We start from the raw sequence: 26,033 nt of genomic DNA on the forward strand, positions 1-26,033 counted from the left end.
ATCAGCTGTTTTATTTAAGCCGTATATAATTAAATTTAGTTGTCGTTATATGATACTTCTTCCTAAAGTTTTAAAAATCCCAACATAAATAAAAAGCCACTATGCTTATGAAAACATTGTGGCCTTTCTCTTTTTATATTAATAATTCAGCACATTACGCATTTATTTGTCCGAATATTGCAAATGTAGCCAATAGACCGATTTCCTTCCATACAATATCATTATCAGTAATAGTATCGCTGGAAATTGTAGAAAAAGTGGGTGAGATTGTATGTGACGTACCATTATTTAAAGCTTCATATACATGGTTACCAAAATTAATTCTACTTCCTTTCACATAACTTTTAGACGCTATCCACGTTTGATTATTTGCATATCCGCTTTTAGAACAAACCCAACCAATATATCCTCCCGCAATCGGATTTGAATTTCTTATTTCTTGTCCTAATCTATAATATCCTGTTGTCGGGATAGTTGGTATTCGATAGTATGGATCTAACACACCGTTAACAACATTTCCTTGTAAAAATTCTTTTCCTGTAATCATCATTGTTGCATTATTTAACATATTATTTTGCATTACAACTTGAAGTGTATTACTTGCTGTCCTATTGTCTATTCCAACTTGCGTTAAATTTACTGCGGTTATAGTATTATTTTGGATCACTGCTTGCTTACCTGCAAATTCTCCATCTAAAATAACAATCGTTCTTTGAAGAGTATCATTTGTAATTTTTATAACATTTCCACTTAACACTATATCATCAGATACATTTTGAACATTTAAGACTGTTCCATTTGGTTTTTCAATATGACAATTAATCATCTTGAATGACTTGAGATTATTTACTGTAAGTAACGTATTGTATCTATCCGTACTAATGAACTTACAATCTCTTAACTCTAAAGAGGTTGTTTTACTTGTTGCACCCAACAAATCAATTTCCTTAAAAAAACAATTCGTATATGTTCCTGCAAATAAGGTTGGGTTTTTAACATTATTAAATAGTGTATTTTCAAATATCCATCCTGGTTTAAATGTTCCTGCTGTTACATAATTTAAATACAACACATCTTGCCCTTCAAACACGCAGTTCGAAATTATTTGCGGCTCATTTTTAACCTCTAAAGTCCATTGATACAATGATGATAAGGAAGCTAGTTTATCCGCATCATTAAAAAAACGACAAGAATCAACTTTAACTACATATGGAAAAGGTGTATCAATAATCATCTTACTATTACAAAAAACATTACTTACTATGTTAATAGACCTGTTCGCATATACACCCTGCGTGTTTATTTGTGTTCCATATACGTAATTATTAGAGAAAATAACATCGCCTGACAAAGAGATTTTTGTTAATCGAATATTATTCCCTGCCACCATTACCCTATCGGTGCCACCATTAACTGCTAGCCCAACATAAGCATTTGATACTGTATTCATAATAGAATTGTCCAATATATAGATGAATTTCCCATTTACAACAATAATATTGTAATTTTTATTATCATGAAAATTATTTCTTTCAATATAGATATATTGGTTTAAGTCATATCCATCTTCAACATCAATTCCACTTTGTGGATTAGTACCTGCAATATGATGAATATTATTATCTCGAATGTATACATTCTTTGCACCACATACACTAATTCCTTGTCTACGGCAGTCATGTAAATTACATTTCTCAATATACGTATATTGAGGGAACGAAGGCACTCGAACATTTATTAAGCAATTTGTAGAAGCAGGAACATTACCTTGATGCAGAACGATTTTAGCGTAACTTGCTCCTTTAGGAACCTCTACTTCATCAAAAAATTGCACATTATTTTTTGATGATATAAATACATCACTTAAAGTATAAAAAATCACATCATAATAATCGCATTTTATATCAGAACCCAATGCTCCGTATCCATTTCCATACAAACCGAAGTAACCATACTTTACAATAGCCACTTGAGTCATATCAATTCGCAAAGTGGAACGTATCTTTGTTGTACTACTTACTAATGAACCATCTGTTGTATTAATTGCTCCCTGTTCAAATGAACTTGCTAATGATGTAGGAAAAGGTGAAATCTGACCAAAAGTACTGTTCAGTGTAATGGCATCTCCTGTACAATCTAAAATATCTAGATTATCTAAAGATACAAACCTTGTATTGTTCCCCCCATCAGCAGGTGGAATAAAACTCCCCACTTCAATTCCGTACCCTCCCTCATGTGTTCCTCCACTTGAATAATCATGCGTATCTCTATCCCCTTGGATAACACCATTTGTAACCCTGGAATAAATCTGATTTTTGCGAAAACTTACAATTGCATACCCTGTCAATTTATTCGTTTCCATTTTTAAGATTGAACCATTTAAATTCAGTGTAAGATAGCTTTGAGGTTCAATAGGATTTTGTTTATCAATTAAATATATACCTTTTGGTAATACAACTTCTGTATACCCTTGTTGCTGCGACGCCCAAACTAAAGCATTATTAATCCCTTGAGAAGTATTAACGGCGTCAGTTCCATCATTCTTAACATTCCACCTATCTAATTCTAATGTATATACACTTAAAGAATTTGTAATCCCTAAAGATTTTGGAATCCATTTTGATTGATTACTATCATAAGTCAAAATATCGTCATTAGAAGGAGGCTTGGTTACAAAATTCAAATCACTCAAACTTCCAAGATTAACCTTTCTAATCCACATCAATTTACACCTCTTTTTCATGTTTCTATATATTATGTTCAATACGGTAAATTGATTGGATATAGTAGAATTACTTGTACTTTCTAAATATCAATACAGGAATTCACTATTTAGAAAGACCTTTTACAATCCCTTTCTTCTTTCCTGAAAGATTTTCTCCTACTCATTATTTTTGGTCCACTTACCAAATAATTGGAGTAGACGATATAATTTTGAAAAGTAGTTTGGTCCAAAGGAAATTTTTATTGAAGGCCCTTTTGTATTTTCATAACTAATCACAATAAGTTAGATTACAGGAAACTTAGCAATAACATTTTTAATACCTCTTTTAATTTTCCCCTTTCTATACACTCTTTCACCTAGCACGTACAAATATTCTATATTTTTATATTTGATAGCCTCTAAATATTCCTTTGAAAAATAGTCCCTAGAACCTTCGTTATGCAAACACTCTATTACCTTTTCATTCGAAACATACTCTTCTATTAATCCTCTAATGTGCGCTTCACTCAGGTTACTATTAAACAAATTATATAGACATGTTTTAAATGTATTTAGCAACATTATACTAATTCCGTTGTACTGCTCTTGTTTAGTATCTAAATAATATTTATTAATAACTTCTTTTTGTATTTGATAACCATTGACCATATCCTCAAATAAATACGGCATATATTTACTTGTTAGTCCGCCCATCCTATAATAATATAAAGTCTCATCAATAATTGTTACCCTATTTGATTTTATAAACATTTCCAAATTATAAAAAAGATCTTCTCCCAAAAAATGTATTTTTTCTAAATACCCCCCACAACTTTCGAGTATCTTCTTTTTATATAACTTTGCAAATAACGAAGCTGGGAATGGGTGCCCCCAAAAGTATGCTACTACTAATTCTTGTCTTATTTCCTCCTTATTATAAATTCTATTATTATCGAAGTATTCACTTTTATTTTTTTTCTTAATCAACATACCATTACCTAGAACTTTATACGCATTACAAACTGTAATATCCGCAGAACTTTCAATAGAGTGTTTATATAGTATTTCAACCATTCTCCTGTCAATCCAATCATCTGCATCAACGAACATGACATAATCAGAACTCGAAACTTCTATTCCTTTTCTTCGAGTTGGAATACTTCCCTCATTATTCTTATTTATTACAATGATTCTTCTATCTAGCTTTTCATATTTCCTACATATATCCAAACTACCATCTGAGGATCCATCATTCACTAAGATCAGTTCCAAATCCTCAAATGTCTGGTTAAGAATAGATTTTATACATTTATCAAGTTTTTTCTCTGCATTATAGATAGGTACTACTACACTTATCCGACTCATACACTTCACCGCCCTTTATACAAATAGTCATAGTAATCTGAATTATATTGTTATTTTTAGATTTTATGGTACATCATTTAAACTCACAATGCTCTAACTGTTAAACATCTAGATGTATGTAATTAAAAAACCGCTATGCTTTTATACATAACGCCCTTTCTCTTCTAGAATAATATCCTTCTTAATATATTTACTTATAATACACCTTCTTTTCATTTTATTATGCACATTAGGATCTTTATCTTCTTATTCAAAACATAACTTCCTTCGATTGAATCCACATAACATATAACATTTTTAGAATTTTATTCATTCCTCCCACTAATGATTTGTTCGAACAATCTAATGTTTTTTTTATAGGAAAAAAATTCCCTTCGTTCTTTACTTTTCAACTTATACTTCTCTATTAATTTAGGAGATGAGAGCATCCTTTTTAACCCTTCGTAGATACCATCTTCACTGTTTTCAACTAATAATCCATATTTTCCATTATCTAACATCTCAGCAGGTCCATTGCAATACGTGCTTAAAATTGGTAACTCCAAAATAATTGCTTCCGCTACAGCTAAAGAAAATCCCTCGGTTAATGAGGATGAGACATATATACTACACCTACTCATATATTTATATGGATTATCCTTAAATCCTAAAATATCTATTTTCCCACTTAAAACAGGGGTATGAAAAATCATTTCATTTAACTTCTCTCTTTCGGGACCATCTCCTAAAATTATTAAATTAAAATCATAACCTTCACTTAATAATCTTTTACATGAACGGATTAACCTATCAATACCCTTTTCAGCACTTAATCTACAAGAACATACGATGTTTATACCATCCTTGAATTCATAGTCCAATACCGCTTCATGAGATAGTTTCGTTATTTCATTATTATTAATCGGATTAAACAACACTTGACATCGTTCGTTCAAGTCATATTTATTACCAAATCGTTTTCGTGCAGCATTTGTTAACGTAATTATTGTATCGAAATTTCTGTAAGCTCGTTTTTGAATCCATCTTTTATAATTAACAAATGTAGTTGATTCCTCAGTTTCAAGATGTTCCAACCCTCCATGAATCCACATAACTTTATAACACTTGTTAATACTAATTGGGTATGAAAAAAAGTCTTTAGTAGTTACAATAATGTCATAATTCTCTTTAACTATGAACTTATTCACAAATATATGAGGCAAACATATAAATGAATAATACAGTAATCTTTTATAAATGCCTTTAACAGGTTTATAAAAAAGATATTGTATTCTAACATTTTCCGGGATTTTTTTAATATTCTCCTTCTCTCCTTCAGTTCTATACATAATAAACAGAGTTACTTCAAATTTAGTATAATCCAACCCATTCAAAGTATTTACTATAACTTTTTCAACTCCACCTATTGACATTATATCTGTGACTAGCAAAAGTTTCTTTTTCAATCAAAAAACACCCTTTCAAAAAAATGACATAAATAGTATTTTAATTACTATATTATGCGACTTGGTGATATTCAAAAACTTATTCATAGATAGGTCTTACTCGAATTTTTATGTGCTAATCGTCTAGATATTATTTTATTAGTTAATGTTTTGAACACATTAATTAAATACTCAAATTCTTCACTTTTTCTAAACACCATAAAAAAGATTGTATTTGGAATAACTAAACATAAAATGCTACGTATTACCATGTTACTAACTATAGAATTATTAAAGATATTGCCCAGAATATCCGTTATTATAACAGCAACTAAAACCAGCACTACAAACAATCCATATCTAGCAAAATATAATTTTACTGATTTTTTGAAAACTAAATTAAATATAATATAAGGATCGTACCAGAAGTAAGTGCACAATCTACTGATAATAGTCCCCAAAAATACACCTGCAATTCCTATGTGTTTCGCGAGAATTATAGAAACTACAATGTTTATGACAGCCGCTATAATAGGTCTATATTTTCCTTTTTTAAATAAACCAGTGGTTTCTCTAAAAGTTGTGGCCGCATTTTGCATTCCGGCAGTAAAAAAATTTAGTATTATGGCAAATATTATGTATTTATTAAACACATAATCCTTACCTAACCATAGAGTTATAAATGGATTCATTAAATTCCAAAGACAAACAGTACAAAAACCATATATCCAAAAATTAGCGAAATTCATCACACGAAAAATAAAATACTTTTTTTCCGCATCTTCTTTAGCATTTAAATTCCCGACACTGGCAGTAACAGAATAAAAAAAATACCCCAACAAGGTATTCAATGTGTTTAAAATCAATAAATAGTTCGAATACACACCAACCCAAATAATTCCAATAAATTTAGAGATAACAATATTATCAGTTCCGTTAATTACTACACCACTAATTTTATATAATAATAAAGCATACAAATTTTCAAAGAATAGCTTTCTATCTTCTTTGGATAATTTTGCATTATTTTTCCCTTGTAGATATGGATATAATTTATTTGCCGTATTTGCAATATATATATTTTCAATTATTCTCAATACTAATTGAACTATTAGTACCAAAATATAATTACTTATAGCTACCAATAAAAAAATTTGTAACGAGTGGGATATGATTGTAAATATACTATGTATTTTGGAAATAACATGATTACGTTGATCAGCAATAATAATTGATTGCTTATACACAAAATAATATGATGAAACTGAACTTACTAAAAATAAGAGGTAGATCATGTTAATATTTTCAATTGTAGTATGGGCATTCGTTATATAAGGAAGAAATGGTAATAGTGATAACCCTAGTAACAAAACTATTAATCCTATTAATCTGTATGCTTTTTGATATAAGTTCATTAATGCCTGTATTTTATAAATATCATTTTCAGCTAAAGGCTTGTATAAACTATAAATTATAGCAGTATCAAAACCCAAATTAGCTAGTGAAAACATAATTAATATACTTGTAAAAAGTCCATCCACACCTAAATATTCTACGCCGAGTGTATAAATAAAAACCGTTCTAACGACAAACCCCATACCAATACTGAGTAATTGTCCAGACAAACCAAATAATATATTTTTCAGGGAATTTTGTATTCTCATAATAATACCCTCTATTTTTAATTGTTTTGTTTAAGTATTGCATTTACTTTAATACTAATTTTTCTTTTTAAAATTGGAAAAAATTTCGTTATTCTGTATTTTAGTAATGCTTTTCTTCTCTGTGCTTTAAAATCATAATTTAAAAACCAGTCTAGTAAGTCTTTATCTAATATATACGTATAATTTTGCTTCATCCGAATTTGAATTAGATTCCAATACATAACAATGAACGTATTTGTAAAAAACTTCACCTCATTATTTAAAGATTTTTTGACGTACTGAAAAAGATTATTCGGGATATTGAACCCATACTCCCGAGGATCTTTTCCTTCAGCAATAATTCCCATAATAGTCCTTAAACATTTTTCACATTTACAACAATTTTCTTCATTTTTAAAACATACCCTGATATTAACCGATTCCTTATTAATTGAATAATGGTCAACAACCACTTTAACTTTATCCTGCCTAGTAAGTTCGTATCCATCGTGAAAAACTTCACCTGATGCATATTTTATTTCATTGTCGACTGTTGGATCCGATGCACAAGTAACTTGATATAAAGGTGAATTAGAGCTTGCAATATATATGCATTTTATCTTAAGTTTGAAAGCTATAGGAATAGCTGCGGATATTATTGCTAGTCCATGATGCAATCCATGCCACCATGTATCGTCTAATTTATCTCTAAAGTCATGGTCAACATTCCCCGCAATTATAAAAGTTCCATAATTAGATTGAATAAGAATATTTTCTAATCCATTCTCTTTTGCAAAACTTATAACATTTTCTTTATCTGCTTCCCAAACATTACTATTCTCTATATCATCTTCATGCCATCCATATTCCGTAATCAATAATGGCTTTTTATCCTTTATTCTTATAAAAGTAGTAAGTGCATCAAGCCCCCCACTAAATAGAGATGCTGCTTCAAGTTTAGGAATGTAAGAATTGTCAACAATTTTATCTACTACAATAGAACCCATAAATTTGACATTAGGAAACATATTTTGATATGCACTTTTTATATTATTTAGACAGACATAAAAGGATTTATCTAATTCTTTTATCACTATTGTTGAATCAGTAATCCATATAAGAGGGACTACATTCGCAACAAATGGAATAGCTAAAATGCTATTTGGAATATCCGATACATTATAGTTGTATTCAAGAAACATATGATTACTTGTTTTAAAATACTTTTGTAAATCCCCCTCGATACTAAAAAAGTAATCCACCCTGTTATTTTTTATTATAATTTCATCGAGAATTATGCTATTCATTTTTACCTCCTAATAAATCGCCTCATTTACCATATGTTCTGTTTAATTTGAGAATTGTCTTAACCATCGATTTACCACATCAAAATCTACCTTAACATCTGTGATTATTTCTGAATTAATCATTTTTTCAAGATTATTAAAATCACTTCTATCGATTAAATTTAAATTATATGTCTCGCCCATTCCCTTTGCTCTTTCATCTATAGAGATAATTATTGTACGTTTTTTATGTCGCATTGCGAATATACCACCATGTAAACGTGTTCCAATATAATCCACTTCTCTATTCAATATTTTTTCGTACTCTTCGATGGTAGGGGGTACAATTTTTATTTCTTGTACACCTTTTAATTCTTTCAAATATTCAAGATCTCCCGCGTCTTGTATCCAAAAATAAACATTTTTATAATTTTTATTAAGTATATCTATCAATAATTGATCCTTTACACGGTTCTTAGAATGATGAGTAAGTGTAAAAACAACTGAGTCTGATTTTTTTGTAGGAATTCCCTTACAAAACTCAGGTGTAAGGGACCACAATGTTACACACCCTGTATTTAAAGCTTTAAACCCCATTTCTTCTAAAAATCTTTTGGTTCTTTCGTCCCTAACGCTATGTATATATTCATGTGATAGAACTTTTTTATATAACAACTTTGTATATATATTTATCTTATTACCTTTCCCTGCACCAACACCAACTAGAATACTCCCTTTTAAAGGACCACAATTAAACATATTAATATTCCATTGAGGAAAATGAGTAAACATGTCCATCGCTAGCAAGTTTGAACCACCTACAAACTTATATTTAGCGCTACTATAAATCTGTACTCGATGTGATTTTCTTACTACTTGATACCAATGAAACGGTGAAACATGAGTGGGTAATGTTAAAACATATGCATTTTGAGTTATATCAGATAGCTGGTACTTTACACACTTCATTATTATGTCATCGCCCTTGTTAAGAGAACCTACCGACGTATCTAACACTAAAACATTATCCATGAAAACACTTCCTCCAAATATCTTTTATACATATAATAAAAGATTTTTTAGTTTTATAACTTAATCAATTATCACTCAATTAATCTATATATCTTTTCCACTTCTGTTTCATTGCCATAATTCCGTTGACTAACATTATTCACAATTTCAGTTCTGAATTCGACATCATCAACCAGGTTTTTTATCCCCTCTACAATCCCCTCTACACCCATTGGACAAATATATCCATCTACACCATTCTCTAATTGGCTTTTTGCAGTTGGAAAATTAGTTATAAGTACTGGTTTATTAAGGATTTGTGCCTCACGTACTGTCACAGCTTTCCCTTCATATCTGGATGGTTGTACATATATATCACACGCTTTTATGTACGGATACGGATTGGTCTTCTTGCCTAGTAGAAAGAATCTACCTTGAAGCTCTAGTTTATCTATCAATTTTTCAAGTTCAGTCTCTTGAGGTCCATATCCAACAATGTACCACTCAATATCGTATCCTTGATCCAATAATTTCCGACAGGCATATATAGCGTCATCGATTCCCTTAGCATGTGAAAGTCTACCTACAGTAACTAGTTTTATCCGTTCAAGGTCAACTGGTATTTCATGATTAACATCTTGATTAGATTGCTCACGTATAAACTCAGGAGATATTATATTTTCAATAACCTGTACTTTTTTATTTATATAAGGAATGCTACTAAGAAATGTATCTCTACAACTTTCAGAAACAGCCACGATATCATCTATTTCTTTCCACATTTTATATTCCATGCCTTTATTAAGTTGTATGTTTGAATAATCTGTATGAATCCACCCAATTTTTCTTTTCGCCCGAACTTTATTACCTACGAAATAATGTGGCCACAAAAAACTAATCGCAACATCGTACTCTTCTTCCAACCTCGGAAGAAATGGAAGAGACATTCTCCATCCATATTGAATGACAAAGTATCCTGGTTCTTCACTCTTCAGATACCCTCCATGCACAGTACCCATAACTTTACCTATCAACCTTGTTATCCCAATAGAGATATGCCCATCTTGTACTATTTGTTTAATTGATTTCCTAAAAGTAGTGTATTTTTTTAATTCTTGTAACAAATTCGGTTCTTTAGGTAATAAAGAAAAAAACTCTCCCTCATGTTTAAATAACATTAAATCTACATCATATTTACTGTAATCAATTGTATTTAGCAAACCAATTAAGCTTCTTTCTACTCCACCAATTGCCAAATCAAAAGATGTAATCAATATTTTTTTCTTTTTCATCATCGAATACCTCACAAAATCTATTGTGGACTTCTATTAATTCATATGATATTTTGCTATCTCCGCCCAACAAATCACCATATGAATCAAGTATATAAATTAGCAATGAACCAGATTACCTTATAGCTTCCTTACCCTCTATTCCATATAACGTTAACCACTCAAGAATATTATTATTGATATCAAAACCTAATTTTGAAATATTATTAATTATTACTCCCTTTTCAGGTCTTTCTTTTAGTAGAGCTTTATAAATTTCTGTAGACCATATTTCAATTTTTTCATCTAAGCCAACAAACGACATTATACCTAAGCCCATATCAGTATTTTTAGGTATTGTATCCGCCACAACACAAGGTACGCCTGCACATTGTGCTTCCAATGTCACAATACCGAACCCCTCAAATAAAGAAGGAAAGATAAAAACATCTAAAACATTCATAATTACCGGAACGTCTGTTCTCACCCCTAAAAATCTAATGTTTTCATAAATACCTAGTTCTTTTGCTTTCAATTCAATAGAAGTTTTTAACGGACCATCCCCTGCTAAAATAGCGATAAAATTCGTATCCCTCTTTAAAATCTCCTTTAAAACTTGTAAGATAAAAATATGATTCTTCGATTCCGAAAAACGGCCTATATGCCCAATTAATTTCGCAGTATCCGGTATACAAAGTTCTTTTCTTACACTAGAAATCTCCTCTATATCCACATCAATAAATTGTTTTATATCTATTCCATTTTTAATCAATTCCACCTTATTATTGTGAAGCATCTTTTCACCAAATAAAAAACGCGCCGCTTCAGCACTGCACGCACAATAGTCTGTTCCAGCATATTTAATAATAGATTGCAGTATCTTTAGGGTAACTCTTGCTGTGACTCCAGATCCTTGTGGCCAATTATTACTGTGAGAATGGCAAATTCGCTTTTTTATACCAGCCTTTTTTGCAGCCACAGCTACAAAACCACCTTGATAATCCGTATGTGCATGTACAGCTACATATTGACTATCAGACATTATTTTTGTAAGTTCTTTAATATATGCCAAAGGCCCTACTTGTCCTAGACTTGGTATTCTATATACTCTCCCTCCTAATGCTGTTATTTCATCATCGTAATCACACTTCCCACTTCCATGAGATACAAAATCAAATTGAAGTTGCTCTCTATCTATTTTCCTATACATATTCATTATTAGAGTTTCGGCACCGCCCCGATTCATAGCACTGACAATGTGCAAAATTCTTTTGGCTTTTTTAGTCTTAAGCATTGAAATCTACCCCAATCTTACAATCAATCCCCTATATTTAACCCTTTATTATCCAAGTAAATTGCTCTTATAGATAATACCCAAAGTAATGATATGTTCATAAACAAAATAGATAAAATAGCATACCAGGATACTATAATAAATTAATTTCTGATCCTTCTGTGTAAATAACTTTACAACCCAAGAAATTAATATTAATTGATATAATCCAAAATAAATCGAAAATCTTGCAAAAATCCAATTTTGAGTTGAAATAATCATAAAAACTAGACCTAATAATGCCATATTTACGATATAATCACTCTTCGGAAAAAGTTTTCTTAGTTTATGCCTCCCAATAAAAGCAAGGATGAGCGACGCTGAATCCACAGCAACCCTCAATATATTGGCTCCACCTTCGTGAAAATTCTTATATTCACCATATTGTGTATCTTCTATAGCCGTAAAAAATAACGTTGAAAATTGATTAAATCCAATTACAATTATTACAGCAAAAACAAGAAGGATACATGTCATTACTGACCAAGATTTCCTTCGAACTAAAAAATATATTGGAATTAAAACAAGCGCACTTTGATGAAAAGTTGAAGCAATAAGAACTATTAAAATATACATTTTCCAGTTACCATTCAAAATATATTTGGTCGCAGCGAAAATAATAGCTGCAGCTAAGCACTGCCTTATTCCATTCATAGAAACTAAATACATCCCAGACGTTATATACACATAGAGACTTATTTCAATTAACCTTGAATATTTATATAGAGTAAGTACAATTAACACATTTGTTATCAACGCTGTAATAAAAACCATGACTTGAGGATCATCGGTGTACCCCTTTAAAATCATTTGAAATATATTGAATCCCATGTCTTTATTATTCTGGATATATTCCCAATTAAATTCGGCAACAGTATATGCATGCATATAAAAATAAGTATCCCCAATATTATTTCTAAGCCCTGACACTAATACAAGAGATAGAACCGCCATCAAAATTAAAAACTGATTTGGCTTTATCGATGTAAGACTATTAGTCACTGGTATAGCAAAATATCTTGCAAAAAATGCGAGTATGAATACTATAGCAAGATTCATCCAAAGTATGGTCATTATTCTGTCCTCTCATTTAATTACTAAATAAGTCTCTACATGTTTACTTTCATTTTTGTTTTCATTGTAATGTAACTATAAAGGATAGCCCCAAATGGTAGTGCGCAAAGTGTCAGTCCTTTACATGGCGATTCTTGTATAAACCTTCTATTTCTCGATATGAAACTACTAGATACATAATGTATAGCTTGCCTATACTTAAATAGTCGATTAGTAAATGGTAGTTTCATTAGTTCCTTGCGATAAAAAGCAAACCCTCTTGGATTTTTACGATATTGATTTAGCATATTCATTGATGATCCATCAGCCATGTATTCTACATAACAAAGCGCTTCGTTCATTAGTAACATCTCATACTGTTGATCTAACATATAGTATTTATATGCTAACCCTACATATTTTTCATTTTTAAAAATTGGGTATGGATATTTCTTAGTCAATTCTGTGCGATAGATCAATTTTTTATCACCTGTGACACCATGTTTGTTGTAAAGATCAAAAAGCGTGGAGTGTTTAAGGTTCTCTGGTAACTTTGAACCAATTATTTGCCCATTTGTATACAAATCCAATCCAATTATCCCACTAACTTCTTCATTCCCATAGCTACTCCAAAAAGAAAGGATTTTTTCTACAGCATCATCGGGCATATAATCATCAGAATCAATACAAACATTTAGCTCCGTTTCAATCATTTCATATGCTGTATTATGAGCACCATGCATCCCTTGATTTTGTTGCCAATGATACATAATTTTGATATGTTTTTCAGCTATCCAACTATCCACCAATTCTTTTGTGTTATCATTAGATCCGTCATCTATTATTAACCATATAAAACTCTTACATGTTTGACGTTTTAAACTCTCATAACAATTTGTAAGACAATACGCTCTATTATAAGTAGGGGTGAAAATCGTTAAATTCTCCATATTACTCACCTCGAAAGTACTGAATAATAGTCTTGAGTTAATTCTGCCGTATGTTTTATATCGTAGCCTTTGTCTAAAAATACTTGAGCTGGTATTTTTCTCGAAAAATTACTAATTTCTATATTTTTCATTTTTTCTATCCAAGCCTTTTTATCTGTTAGAGGAACATGTTCAACTAGGTTCATTCCCAAGTCCACTTCTTTCGTAATTGCATCTGATATAATACAAGGCAAACCAACTCCTTGCGCCTCTATGAGAGTAAGTGGTAATCCCTCATGTATGGATGGAAAAACAAATGCATCAAATGCTTGAAGTACCCTCTCTATATCGGCTCGTATCCCAAGAAATCTTATATGCTTCTCCAAATTCAATTCCCTTACTTGATTTTCAATTTCCACACGAAGTGGCCCTTCTCCAGCTAATAAAAGCATTGAATTCGGCCTAACTCGAGCTAACTGCGCAAATAATTCTATAAGGTAGATATGGTTTTTTTGATGAGCGAACCTTCCAATATGGCCAATAACAATAGCATCTTGCTCAATTTGTAATTCTTCTCTTACTTGTTTTCGCATTTCTGGACAGAACAAAAATCTATCACAATCAATTCCATTTTTTAAGATTTTAGCTACATCGGCTTTATCCGCAAATAGCCATCTGGCAGCAGCATTTGAACATGCTAACAAATGCGTTGCACATGTACCTATAGATTTTCCTGCATACCATTTATAGATTTTTGCAGCAGCACCACCTTCACTACTAGTATTGTGACTATGCGCAATCCTAACTGGCACTCTTGCTTTTTTAGCTGAACGAAGGACAAATCCACTCATTTTATCCATATGTGAATGAACGATTTTATATTGCGGATGAGAGCTAAAGAAAGTATCTAGCGCCTTTATATAGCCTCTATGACCAACGTCTGTAACATATGGAATTCTATGAACTTTTCCGCCTAACTTTACTATTTCTTCATCAAATACACCCTCTTTACAAGTTAAAAAATCAAATTGTACTTTTGAGCGGTCTATATTACGATACAAATTCATAATTAAAGTTTCGGCTCCGCCTCTATTCATATTTACGACTACATGTAATACTCTCAATGGAGTGCCCAATTTAAATCCTCCATTTCATCCATATATGTTGTATAAATTTCTTGTTTCTCTTTCAACACTTCATTAACTGAATATTCACTTGTAATAATAGTACGTCCACACTGTCCAAACTGCGCTTGTAATTTAGTATTTTTAGAAATGAAATTTATTCTTTCAGACATCGTCTTTATATCATCACGATCTATAATCCAACCATTTTTATTACTAATAATTAGCTCCCTATGTCCCCGATTATCAGTAGCTACAACCGGAAGTCCACAAGCCATAGCTTCCATAATATTAACTGGTAAACCTTCCCGGTAACTCGATGCAACAGCTAAGTCACACATCTGCAACAAAGAGGCTATATCATTTCTATAACCAAGAAAGTGAACCATATTACTCACGCCTAGTTGGGTCGCTATTTTTTTGCACTCTTCTATTAACGGTCCTTCCCCAGCAAGTAGAAGCTTTGCATGTGGAATTTCATTTTTCAATTGTGCTACTACATGGATTAAAAAACTTTGATTTTTATTCTTATTAAATTCAGCAGCATAACACATTAAAAAATCTTGTGGATTATAGCCAAATTGTAGTTTTAATTCTTGCTTTTCAGTTTCAGTTACAGGAGCAAATCGCTCTATATCTACCCCTACACCATGAACGAGTTTAATATCTTTCGCTTGAAAACGATGTTTAACTGCTAAATTGTAATCTTCTTCGTTAATTGTTATTAGGCAGTCCGTATTAATCGCTAAACTCCTTTCAATTGGATAATATAGAAGCCAATTTATGAATGGTGACCCTTTACAAAAATGAAATCCATGTGCTGTATATACGACTTTTGTTCCTTGCTGCCTTGCTTTTCGAGCAGCTAAACGAGCAATTACTCCTCCCATAGGCGTATGACAATGAATGATTTTATATTTATTTTGATGAATAATTGATTTTAGTTTTTTATATGCATGAAGATTTTGTATGCTGAGAGGTGATCTTTGGATAGGAATATTATATTTTTGAGTTACGTACGGAAGATGTATATTCCCATTCGCTGCAACATGCACTTCCCATCCTTGGTCTGTAAACCATTTCAAATACGGTAAATGAAAAGCTTTAAAATGATAATCCACAGTTGCACAAAACAGAACTTTTTTAGACACCATCCCACGCACCCGTCTTATATAATTTTTTTCTATTAACCTGATACCGGTATTAACAGCTTTAAAGTTTTACGCTGATTTACTAACTTTAACAATCGTTTTCTTAATTCTACTTCGTTTAAATCGGTATAACTTGAAATGAACTCTTCAATTTCTTCTATACGAACATTCATTTCTTGCCCTACATAAATTCTCGGATGAACTTGTTTCTCATTCATTTCATCTTCTTTTAGTAATTCTTCAAAAAGTTTCTCCCCTGGACGTATACCAGTAAATTCTATTCCTATTTCATCTACAGAATTTCCTGATAATCGAATTAGATTTTTGGCAAGATCGACAATTTTTACTGGTTCTCCCATGTCTAATACAAAAATCTCTCCACCTTTAGCTAAAGCACCAGCTTGCACTACAAGTCTTGATGCTTCCGGAATTGTCATAAAATACCGAACCATATCAGGATGAGTAACTGTAACTGGTCCACCATTTTTAATTTGCTTCTTAAATAAAGGTATAACACTCCCTCTACTTCCTAAGACATTCCCAAAGCGTACAGTAACAAATTTTGTATGACTTAATTTATCTTTATTTTGAATAACCATCTCCGCCAATTTTTTCGTCGCTCCCATAACACTCGTCGGATTCACTGCTTTATCCGAAGAAATCATGACAAATGTTCCCACTCCATGCGCTCTCGCTGCCTCTGCTATATTCATAGTCCCAATCAAATTATTTTTAACAGCCTCTTCAGGATTATTCTCCATTAGAGGTACATGTTTATGTGCAGCTGCATGATATACGACATTTGGAAGATGTTTACTCATAATTAAATTCATCTTTTTTTCATCTTGTATATCTGCGATTTCAGGAATAAACGTGCCTTTCATATCTCCATATTTTTCGTTTAATTCCATTTCTATAGAATATATACTGTTTTCCCCATGCCCTAGTAAAATCAACTTTTTCGGCCTAAATTTTGCAATTTGTCTACAAATTTCCGAACCAATTGAGCCACCTGCACCAGTAACTAAAATAACTTTATCCGTTATATAATCTGAAATAATATCCACATCAAGCTCAACAGGATCCCGCCCTAATAAATCTTCTACTTGAACATCCCTGAATTCATTCACCGCAACTTTACCTGTTACTAAATCTTCTAACATCGGAAGAATTTGAGTTTTCACTTGCGTTTTTAAACATTCTTTTAAAATAGCATTTCGATCACTTTTGTTTAGCGAAGGAATTGCTAAAATAATATTTTCAATATTCAGTCTTCTGGTTACATACTCAATTTGATTACTACCACCCATTACTGAAATTCCTAAAATATCAAGATTGTGTTTTTTTACATTATCATCAATAAATGCGACTGGCATTAATTCGGCAGCACTATTCTTTAACAACTGTCTTGCAACCATTGTCCCGGCTGAGCCAGCACCAACAATTAAAGTTCGTTTTTTATCACCCTTTTTTACATAATAAGTATCTCTATACATTCTCCATATAAAACGCGAACCACCAATTAATAAAATATGGATCATCCAAGTTACAACTAACAATCGAAAATACATTTTTTGCATTATAATTTGTTGCATAACCGCTGTAGTGATAATAGAAAATGTAACAACTTTGCATATAATGAGTAATTCACCTATACTTGCATATTCCCAAGCTTTTTTGTATAAATTATAAACAAAAGCAAACAAATGATGACTTAATAATAAAGTGATAGAGCTAATAACTGATGATAAGGTGATAACACTGAAGCTAGCATTTACAAAGAAATAACTAAAAAAAATAGCACTTAACACAATCAGTGAATCCATTAAAAGCAATAACGATATCCTCCGCCGATACGTCATGTAACTTCCTCCTTTAATCAATTCCATACTTAACTCTTTCAAATTTAAAGTTTCTAACTATATTCTCTTTATTAAAAACACATAGTTAGAAACTTTAATAAAACATGGGCATCTAACCCGGCCTCACATTACACTCTTGATGACTCGCATCTAAGGTTGTTTTCACAACCCACAGCATAATCGAGTGCCTCCGTTGATAGCGGTAAGGAGACATCACCACATCGTAGCTCTTCAAAAAATTCTTTATAAAGAACACCTTAATATAAGAATATTAAATTTATTTTTCTAAAGTACATTTATGTTATTTATACTTTCCCATTCAAAATTGCACCCAATATTCTACTTTTCGTAAAACTTAACGCTCTTTTCGTTTCAATCGCATCTTCGTTCACAGTACGATTATAACGAATCACCAATAATACTCCTTCACACTTATCAGCTAATACACTCGTATCTGTTACTTCTAATACAGGAGAAGAATCAAATAATATGATGTCGTACCATCCCATCGCCTTTTGAATTAACATATCCATTGCATCTGAACTAAGTACTTCAGATGGATTGAATGGTATCGGTCCGCTAGTTAATACATCCAGACTTTCCATCTCTGTTTTTTTCACAGCGCCCTCTAAAGTTGTTTTTCCGTTCAATATATCAGTTAATCCAATTGTATTTTCTACTCCAAACATTTCATGAATCATTGGTGTTCGTAAATTTGCATCTATTACCAATACTTTTTCACCTTTTTGTGCTATTGAGACTGCTAAATTAACTGTGATCGTTGATTTCCCTTCACCATACCTCGGAGAAGTAATAACTATAGTTCTGCTTTTATGAATAGATGAAGATAATTGAAGGTTTGTTCGAAGCGAACGATACTGCTCCGAAATTTTCGATCTTGGAGCGGTATGTACAATTATACTTTCTCCTTTAACTTTATTTGTTTTTCGTCTATTTTTGTATGCCACTCCGTTCCCTCCCCCAATAATACCGTATTTTTTTTACTGAATTTGTCTTTCACATTTTTTCTATTCATCTTAGATATTCCGCCCAAAACAGGGATATCTAACAATTGTTCAATTCGCCGTTCCGATTTGATTCTCTCATCAAGTGAATCCAATAAAAAAATGAATCCAATACTGAGCACCATACCTATAGAGAATGCAATTAGTATCGTCTTAAAGTGATTTATATTTATAGGCATAGAATTTTTTTGAACTGGGTCTTCTGGTAATATACTCACATTATTAAAATTCAGTATATTCGCTACTTCTTTCTTATAAACAGCGGCTGTAGTATTTGCAATTTTATGAGCAAGTACAGGATCTATATCCACTACATTTATTCTCATAATCTGGGACCCTTGCAAACTTTCTGTACTTATTTGTCCACTTAATGCACCTGCAGATCTGTTAATATTCAATTCAGCAGCCACTTTTTCTAATATTACAGGCTCATTTACCATCGCTTTCAATGTATTCATCGTTTCAGCATTAGCTTGAACAATAACCCTTGCTGAAGAGGCATACAATGGTGTTTTTACATATATACTATATATCGCTCCTGCTACTGTTGTGAGAGTTGTAAATAATAGAATGATCCAAATTCTTTTCCGTATAATAGTAAATAGATTTTTCAAATTTATTTCTTTATCCATAATTCTCCTCCTCATTTAAAACCAATGAGCTTGAAATTGAAATTAAAAACTCCAGTACAATAACATTTTCATTCTTTTAAATATACAAACATTACTAATTAATGCCATTTTAGTTCTTTATATAGAACGAGTCAATACAAATTATTCTTGTTAAATCACTTCTTAATTACACCGCAAAAATTACGACAAATTTCACTGTAATTCGCTGTAGATAAATGACGAAAAAGCCCTGATGCCGTTGAAGTGACCCCTAAAAGTTAGACATGGTTATTTCATTAGGCAGCGTTTTGGGCGTGGGTCCGGTATTGTATCGGACTCATACCCTTTAATTTTGCCTTAATTCTCTTATGATTATAGTAAGATATATATTTTGCTAGTTCTTGTTCAAAATGTTCCATATTCTTAAAGTCTTTTCGATATAAAAATTCAGATTTCATAATACCAAAGAAATTTTCGATAACTGCGTTATCGTAACAGTTCCCTTTCCGAGACATACTTTGTGTAATACCACGTTTATGAAGAGAATCACGGTATTTTTTCATTTGATAGTGCCAACCTTGATCGGAATGAATAAGGAGGGCATCCTCATCTGTTAAGCGTTCAAAGGATTGGTCTAACATATTAGAAACAAGGGCGTAGGTTGGCCTTGAACCAATTGTATACGTGATAATTTCACCATTAAACAAGTCCAACATTGGCGATACATATAATTTCTCTCCAAATAATTTAAACTCCGTAATATCCGTGACCCATTTTTCGTTTGGCCTTTCTGCTTTGAAATTACGTTCTAAAATATTAGGGGCAATCTTTCCAACAGTTCCTTTATAAGAGCGATATTTCTTCATACGGACCAAACACTTTAATCCTAATTCTTTCATAATGCGTTGTATCTTTTTGTGATTTATTTTATGTCCACGATTAGTAAGTTCATCACGAATACGGCGATAACCATAACGGCCTTCATGTTCATGATAAACAGCTTGAATTAATACTTTCAAATCTGCATCTGGATCCGGACGTTTGGCATTTTTTAACCAATAATAATATGTGCTACGTGGAATATTGGCAAGCACTAAAAGTGATTGTACCGGAAATTGATGCCTTAATTCATAAACTACTTGCGCTTTGTCTTTTTTTGTGACTTCTGTTTGTTTTGAACTAAGGCATTCAACTTTTTTAAATACGCATTCTCCATACGTAACCTTTCTAACTCCTCTTGGAGTTCTTCAATGGAGCCTTCGACTGGTAATTGCTTTTTCACTATTTTGTGATTTTTATTATTCATAGACGGATGCCTCTTTTCTTTAAGTTGTAGGGCATCCAATCCTTCTGTTTCATAAGCTACTTTCCATTTACGAACCGTTTCATAAGATGGAATATTAAAAATTGCCGCTGTTTCCCTGATAGACGTCCTATTTTCAATCATATAGTTAAGTACGTCTAGTTTAAATTGCGTAGAGTAAGATGTATAGCGTTTTTCAAAAGCTTTTTCACCGGAATATTCATATCGGCTAATCCAGTGATAAAATACCCGCTGATCCACGCCTATAGATTTAGCAATGCTTGTCCCGCCTTCTGGGCCTTCTAAATATCGTTTTACTGCTTGTATTTTTTCTTTTGAAGAAAATTTAGCCATAAAAAAACTGCACCTCCAATTGTTAGTCGTGTCTAACAATTGGGGTGCAGTTCAGTAGTATTAGGGCTTTTTTCTCTCTTAGTATAGAGACATATATTGATCGCGTTCCCATTGGTGAACTTGAGTTCTAAAAATATCCCACTCAATTTCTTTTGCTTCAATGAAGTGCTCAAGTAAATGGTCACCTAGTGCACCACATACCACTTCATTTGATTGTAATGTAACTAATGCTTGCGCTAATGTTGCTGGTAAGTCAACGATACCTGCTTCTTCACGCTCTTCTTTTGTCATTACATAGATGTTACGATCTACTGCAGCTGGCGGAGTTAATTTGTTTTTAATTCCGTCAAGACCTGCTGCTAATAATGTAGCCATTACTAAATATGGGTTTGCAGCTGGGTCAACACTACGTACTTCTACGCGTGTACTAATACCACGAGATGCAGGGATACGTACTAATGGGCTACGGTTTTGTGCAGACCATGCTACGTAACAAGGAGCTTCATATCCAGGTACTAAGCGTTTATATGAGTTTACAGTTGGGTTTGCTACCGCTGTAAATGCTGGTGCATGTTTTAAAATACCTGCGATGAAGTGACGAGCATCATCACTTAATTGTAAGTCACCGTTTTGATCGAAGAATACGTTCTCACCATTTTTGAATAGTGATAAGTTACAGTGCATACCTGAACCGTTCACACCGTATAATGGTTTTGGCATAAATGTTGCGTGTAAACCGTGTTTACGAGCAATTGTTTTTACAACAAGTTTGAATGTTTGAATATCATCACATGAGCGAATTGCACTTGCATATTTAAAGTCAATTTCATGTTGACCTGGTGCAACTTCATGGTGAGACGCTTCAATTTCAAAGCCCATCTCTTCTAGTTCAAGAACGATATCACGACGACAGTTTTCCCCTAGATCCATCGGCGCAAGGTCGAAGTATCCACCGTTATCGTTTAATTCTAATGTTGGATTTCCTTTTTCATCTACTTTAAATAGGAAGAATTCTGGCTCTGGTCCAAGATTGAAATCTGAGAATCCTAAAGCTTCCATTTCTTTTAACACACGTTTTAAGTTGTTACGTGGGTCTCCATCAAATGGAGTGCCATCCGCATTGTAAATGTCACAAATTAGACGAGCAACTTTACCTTTTTCAGCTGTCCAAGGGAAAATTACCCAAGTATCTAAGTCAGGATATAAATACATATCAGATTCTTCAATACGTACGAAACCTTCAATCGAAGATCCATCAAACATCATTTTGTTATCAAGAGCTTTCGTTAATTGTCTCACTGGAATCTCTACGTTTTTAATTACTCCTAAAAGGTCTGTAAATTGTAAACGGACATACTTTACATTCTCTTCTTCCGCCAAACGGAAAATATCTTCTTTTGTGTACCTAGCCATTATAAATTCCTCCTTAGTCCCTCTAAACACCTTCAGAATCAGTTATCTTTAGTGAAAAAACCTTGAAATGTCACCTTGTCGCAATGAAGTTCGATTAAACCTACCTGTATGTTGTAGTTCATCTCGAAGTATTTTGCGAAGCTCAGTTTTTGAAATTTCTTTCGTTTCTTCTTTTACTTTCACTGTTTCTGTTTGATTTTCTTTCATTAGTAACACTTGTTTAATACCAGCCATATTCAAGCCTTGATCTAATAAATCTTTAATCTCTAACAACTTATCTACATCGTTAAATGAAAATAATCTACGATTCCCCTTTGTACGGGTTGGAGAAACAAGATTATGCTCTTCATAGTAGCGAATTTGACGTGCAGATAATTGTGTTAAATCCATAACAATACCAATAGGAAACAGCGGGGCAGAACGTCTATCTTCTTTCATTGTTTCAGTTCCTCCTTCGCCTTAACTGCTTCTCATTTTATACCATGTTATGTTTAGTGTCAATAGATGTTAGCTTTTCTTACATGTTTTTTTATAAATTTTTTCATTCTTTTTTCTAATGAAATAAATCATTACTTTCACACGAAAAAAGCTGTCGAAATCGACAGCTTCCCCTTAAGAAATTGTTAATAATTCTTTTTCAATTAATGCGTCAATTGCAGAACAAATCGCAATCTTCACATGCGAATAAGTTAACCCACCTTGCACGTAAGCAACATAAGGCGGACGAATTGGACCATCAGCTGATAATTCAATACTTGCACCTTGAATAAACGTTCCCGCAGCCATAATTACATCATCTTCATACCCCGGCATATAGTTGGCATATGGAGTGAAATGAGAATTAATCGGAGATGCATATTGAATCGCTTGGCAGAATGCAATCATACGATCTTTATCATCAAATTGAACAGACTGAATTAAATCTGTTCTTGGTGCATTCCATGCTGGTGATGTATTCATTCCTAACTTCTCTAAAAATGCAGCTGTAAAAATCGCACCTTTTAGTGCTTGTCCCGCTACATGAGGCGCTAAGAAGAAACCTTGATACATTTCTTGTAGACTGTATAAAGATGCCCCTGCTTCCGCACCGATTCCTGGAGATGTTAAACGATATGCACACGCTTCAACATACTGTTCTTTACCAACAATGTAACCACCAGTTTTAACAATTCCACCACCTGGGTTTTTAATAAGCGAACCTGCCATTAAATCTGCACCAACATGACATGGCTCTTGCTCTTCAATAAACTCGCCATAACAGTTATCTACAAATACAACAACATCAGGCTTAATTTCTTTAACAAACGCTATCATCTCTTTAATTTGAGAAATAGTAAATGACGGACGAGTAGCATAACCTTTCGAGCGCTGAATACCAATCATCTTCGTATTACTATGAATTGCGGCTGCAACTGCTTCAAAATCAACAAGCCCCTCTTCAGTAAGCGGAACTGCATTATAACCAATATTATATTCTTTAAATGAACCTACACCTTTTCCGCGTACACCAACGATTTCTTCTAACGTATCATACGGCTTGCCAGTAATGTACAATAACTCATCTCCTGGACGTAAAATACCGAATAACGCTGTAGAAATAGCGTGAGTTCCTGAAATAATTTGCGGGCGAACAAGACCAGCTTCTGCCCCAAATACATCCGCATACACTTTCTCTAACGTGTCACGGCCAATATCATCATAACCATAACCTGTCGTCGGAATAAAATGCGAATCACTAATTTTATGTTTACGAAAACTTTCTAATACACGAAACTGATTACTTTCAATTACTTGATCCGCACGTTTATGTACTTCTGTAATCTGAATCTCTACTTCTTTTACGATTGGAGCAATTTTTTCTCCATTTTTCAAACGATCAAACATTTTTATTTTCTCCTTCTTCCACTAAAAATCTCTTTAATTGCCCATTAAGTGATGAATGAGCAAATATATACCCTGTACAATCATATATAAATTTATTTTCCAAAAACTCCATCTTTGTTAATAGTGTTTCTGTTTTTAATAGCGTTAACAACTTACCTTCACTCGGAGGAATTTCCACTTGATAACGATCCATTTCTTCCTTCATCTGTTTTTCTATCGCTTCTTTTATATGTAATAAATCACTTTCTTCAAAAGCACTAGTCATTAAGAAGTCACTTTTCGGAAATGGAATGAAATTTTGATGCAACTTATCTTTTTTATTATAAAGCGTAATAATAGGAATATGATTAATTTTAAGTTCTGACAATAATTCTTTTACCGTTTGTTCATGCCCTACGTAATTAGAGTCTGCCGAATCAACAACATGCAAAATCACATCCGCTTCACCAGCTTCCTCTAACGTAGAACGAAAAGCAGCAATTAGTGACGTAGGTAAATCTTGTATAAAACCTACTGTATCAGTCAGTAACACTGTATAACCGGAAGGTAATGGCATCTTTCTTGTTGTCGGATCTAACGTTGCAAACAATAAGTTTTCTTCAAACGTATCAGCTTCCGTTAACCTATTAAACAACGTGGATTTCCCTGCATTCGTATATCCTATTAACGAAACTTGAAATACTTTATTATCTTTTCTTCTCTCACGATATCTTTTCCGATGTTCCACAACAACCGCAAGTTGTTTCTTTATTTCATCAATACGCGATCGAATATGACGACGATCCGTTTCAAGTTTTGTCTCTCCCGGTCCTCTTGTACCAATCCCGCCACCCAGACGAGATAAAGACAAACCTTGCCCCATAAGGCGCGGCATCGTGTATTGCAACTGGGCTAATTCTACTTGAAGCTTACCTTCTCTCGATTTCGCACGTTGCGCAAAAATATCTAATATTAATTGCGTTCGGTCAATTACTCTTGCATCCAACACTGAGGATAGATTCCGAATTTGACTCGGTGTCAACTCGTTATTAAATATAATAACAGCTGGTTCTAATTCTTCAGTTAAAGCCGCAAGCTCTTCTAATTTACCTTTCCCTATATAAGTCGCCGGATGGAACTTCGGACGTTTTTGCGTCGTTGATACTAACACTTCCGCTCGAGCAGTCTTCGCTAGCGATGCAAGTTCTTTCATGGAATGCATAAATTTTTCATCATCATCTTGCGACAATTGACAGCCAACTAATATGACTTTTTCTTTTTCTTCCATCAAATATGTTCACTCATCCT

General features: G+C 32.7%; 20 protein-coding genes. All 20 read right to left on the reverse strand.

What is annotated here, in order from left to right; all coding sequences use genetic code 11:
• Nucleotides 1–154: 154 nt before the first annotated feature.
• The gene (locus ACP6L7_RS14970) at nt 155–2,722 is read right to left on the reverse strand and encodes a right-handed parallel beta-helix repeat-containing protein (RefSeq protein ID WP_097829152.1); all 2,568 of its coding nucleotides are present in this window, start codon (nt 2,720–2,722) and stop codon (nt 155–157) included.
• Nucleotides 2,723–3,007: 285 nt separating this feature from the next.
• Entirely contained in the window at nt 3,008–4,069 is a 1,062-nt protein-coding gene (locus tag ACP6L7_RS14975) for a glycosyltransferase family 2 protein (RefSeq protein ID WP_097829153.1), read from the reverse strand.
• A gap of 305 nt (nt 4,070–4,374) precedes the next feature.
• Complete coding sequence (locus ACP6L7_RS14980) at nt 4,375–5,514, reverse strand: glycosyltransferase (RefSeq protein ID WP_097829154.1); 1,140 nt, start codon at nt 5,512–5,514, stop codon at nt 4,375–4,377.
• Between the two features lie 83 nt (nt 5,515–5,597).
• Complete coding sequence (locus tag ACP6L7_RS14985) at nt 5,598–7,157, reverse strand: lipopolysaccharide biosynthesis protein (protein WP_097829155.1); 1,560 nt, start codon at nt 7,155–7,157, stop codon at nt 5,598–5,600.
• Between the two features lie 17 nt (nt 7,158–7,174).
• Nucleotides 7,175–8,443 (reverse strand): peptidase, encoded by a 1,269-nt coding sequence (locus ACP6L7_RS14990; RefSeq protein ID WP_430529294.1) that lies wholly within the window; start codon nt 8,441–8,443, stop codon nt 7,175–7,177.
• A gap of 42 nt (nt 8,444–8,485) precedes the next feature.
• Complete coding sequence (locus ACP6L7_RS14995; RefSeq protein WP_097829157.1) at nt 8,486–9,454, reverse strand: polysaccharide pyruvyl transferase family protein; 969 nt, start codon at nt 9,452–9,454, stop codon at nt 8,486–8,488.
• A 71-nt stretch (nt 9,455–9,525) separates the two neighbouring features.
• On the reverse strand, nt 9,526–10,725 hold the full coding sequence (locus ACP6L7_RS15000; protein WP_097829176.1) for a glycosyltransferase: 1,200 nt from the start codon (nt 10,723–10,725) through the stop codon (nt 9,526–9,528).
• A 115-nt stretch (nt 10,726–10,840) separates the two neighbouring features.
• Complete coding sequence (locus ACP6L7_RS15005) at nt 10,841–11,998, reverse strand: glycosyltransferase family 1 protein (protein ID WP_097829158.1); 1,158 nt, start codon at nt 11,996–11,998, stop codon at nt 10,841–10,843.
• Between the two features lie 48 nt (nt 11,999–12,046).
• Nucleotides 12,047–13,111, reverse strand: coding sequence for an EpsG family protein (locus ACP6L7_RS15010; protein WP_430529295.1), 1,065 nt, complete (start codon nt 13,109–13,111; stop codon nt 12,047–12,049).
• Nucleotides 13,112–13,146: 35 nt separating this feature from the next.
• A complete protein-coding gene (locus ACP6L7_RS15015) occupies nt 13,147–14,040 on the reverse strand; it encodes a glycosyltransferase family 2 protein (RefSeq protein ID WP_097829160.1) in 894 nt (297 codons plus the stop codon).
• A gap of 5 nt (nt 14,041–14,045) precedes the next feature.
• Nucleotides 14,046–15,155, reverse strand: coding sequence for a glycosyltransferase family 1 protein (locus tag ACP6L7_RS15020; protein WP_097829161.1), 1,110 nt, complete (start codon nt 15,153–15,155; stop codon nt 14,046–14,048).
• Entirely contained in the window at nt 15,140–16,297 is a 1,158-nt protein-coding gene (locus ACP6L7_RS15025) for a glycosyltransferase family 4 protein (RefSeq protein WP_097829162.1), read from the reverse strand. The genes ACP6L7_RS15020 and ACP6L7_RS15025 overlap by 16 nt, the downstream gene beginning before the upstream one ends.
• Nucleotides 16,298–16,329: 32 nt before the next feature.
• Nucleotides 16,330–18,156: a polysaccharide biosynthesis protein gene (locus tag ACP6L7_RS15030; protein WP_097829163.1), complete on the reverse strand. Its 1,827-nt coding sequence runs from the start codon at nt 18,154–18,156 to the stop codon at nt 16,330–16,332.
• Between the two features lie 305 nt (nt 18,157–18,461).
• Nucleotides 18,462–19,124, reverse strand: coding sequence for a CpsD/CapB family tyrosine-protein kinase (locus ACP6L7_RS15035; protein ID WP_097829164.1), 663 nt, complete (start codon nt 19,122–19,124; stop codon nt 18,462–18,464).
• The gene (locus ACP6L7_RS15040; protein ID WP_097829165.1) at nt 19,073–19,813 is read right to left on the reverse strand and encodes a YveK family protein; all 741 of its coding nucleotides are present in this window, start codon (nt 19,811–19,813) and stop codon (nt 19,073–19,075) included. Before ACP6L7_RS15040 ends, ACP6L7_RS15035 begins: the two co-directional genes overlap by 52 nt.
• Before the next feature lie 275 nt (nt 19,814–20,088).
• A protein-coding gene (locus ACP6L7_RS15045) for an IS3 family transposase (protein ID WP_430528870.1) occupies nt 20,089–21,449 on the reverse strand; the annotation gives its coding sequence in 2 pieces (ribosomal slippage) (nt 20,089–20,993 and nt 20,993–21,449; 1,362 coding nt in all).
• A 78-nt stretch (nt 21,450–21,527) separates the two neighbouring features.
• The gene (gene glnA, locus ACP6L7_RS15050) at nt 21,528–22,862 is read right to left on the reverse strand and encodes a type I glutamate--ammonia ligase (RefSeq protein WP_097829166.1); all 1,335 of its coding nucleotides are present in this window, start codon (nt 22,860–22,862) and stop codon (nt 21,528–21,530) included.
• 48 nt (nt 22,863–22,910) lie between these two features.
• Entirely contained in the window at nt 22,911–23,300 is a 390-nt protein-coding gene (glnR, locus tag ACP6L7_RS15055) for a transcriptional repressor GlnR (RefSeq protein ID WP_000656784.1), read from the reverse strand.
• Between the two features lie 174 nt (nt 23,301–23,474).
• The gene (locus ACP6L7_RS15060; protein WP_097829167.1) at nt 23,475–24,746 is read right to left on the reverse strand and encodes a methionine gamma-lyase family protein; all 1,272 of its coding nucleotides are present in this window, start codon (nt 24,744–24,746) and stop codon (nt 23,475–23,477) included.
• Entirely contained in the window at nt 24,739–26,013 is a 1,275-nt protein-coding gene (hflX, locus tag ACP6L7_RS15065; protein WP_141533364.1) for a GTPase HflX, read from the reverse strand. The genes ACP6L7_RS15060 and hflX overlap by 8 nt, the downstream gene beginning before the upstream one ends.
• Between the last annotated feature and the right edge of the window lie 20 nt (nt 26,014–26,033).

The organism is Bacillus silvicola, assembly GCF_050524305.1.
GTDB lineage: Bacteria > Bacillota > Bacilli > Bacillales > Bacillaceae_G > Bacillus_A > Bacillus_A cereus_AT.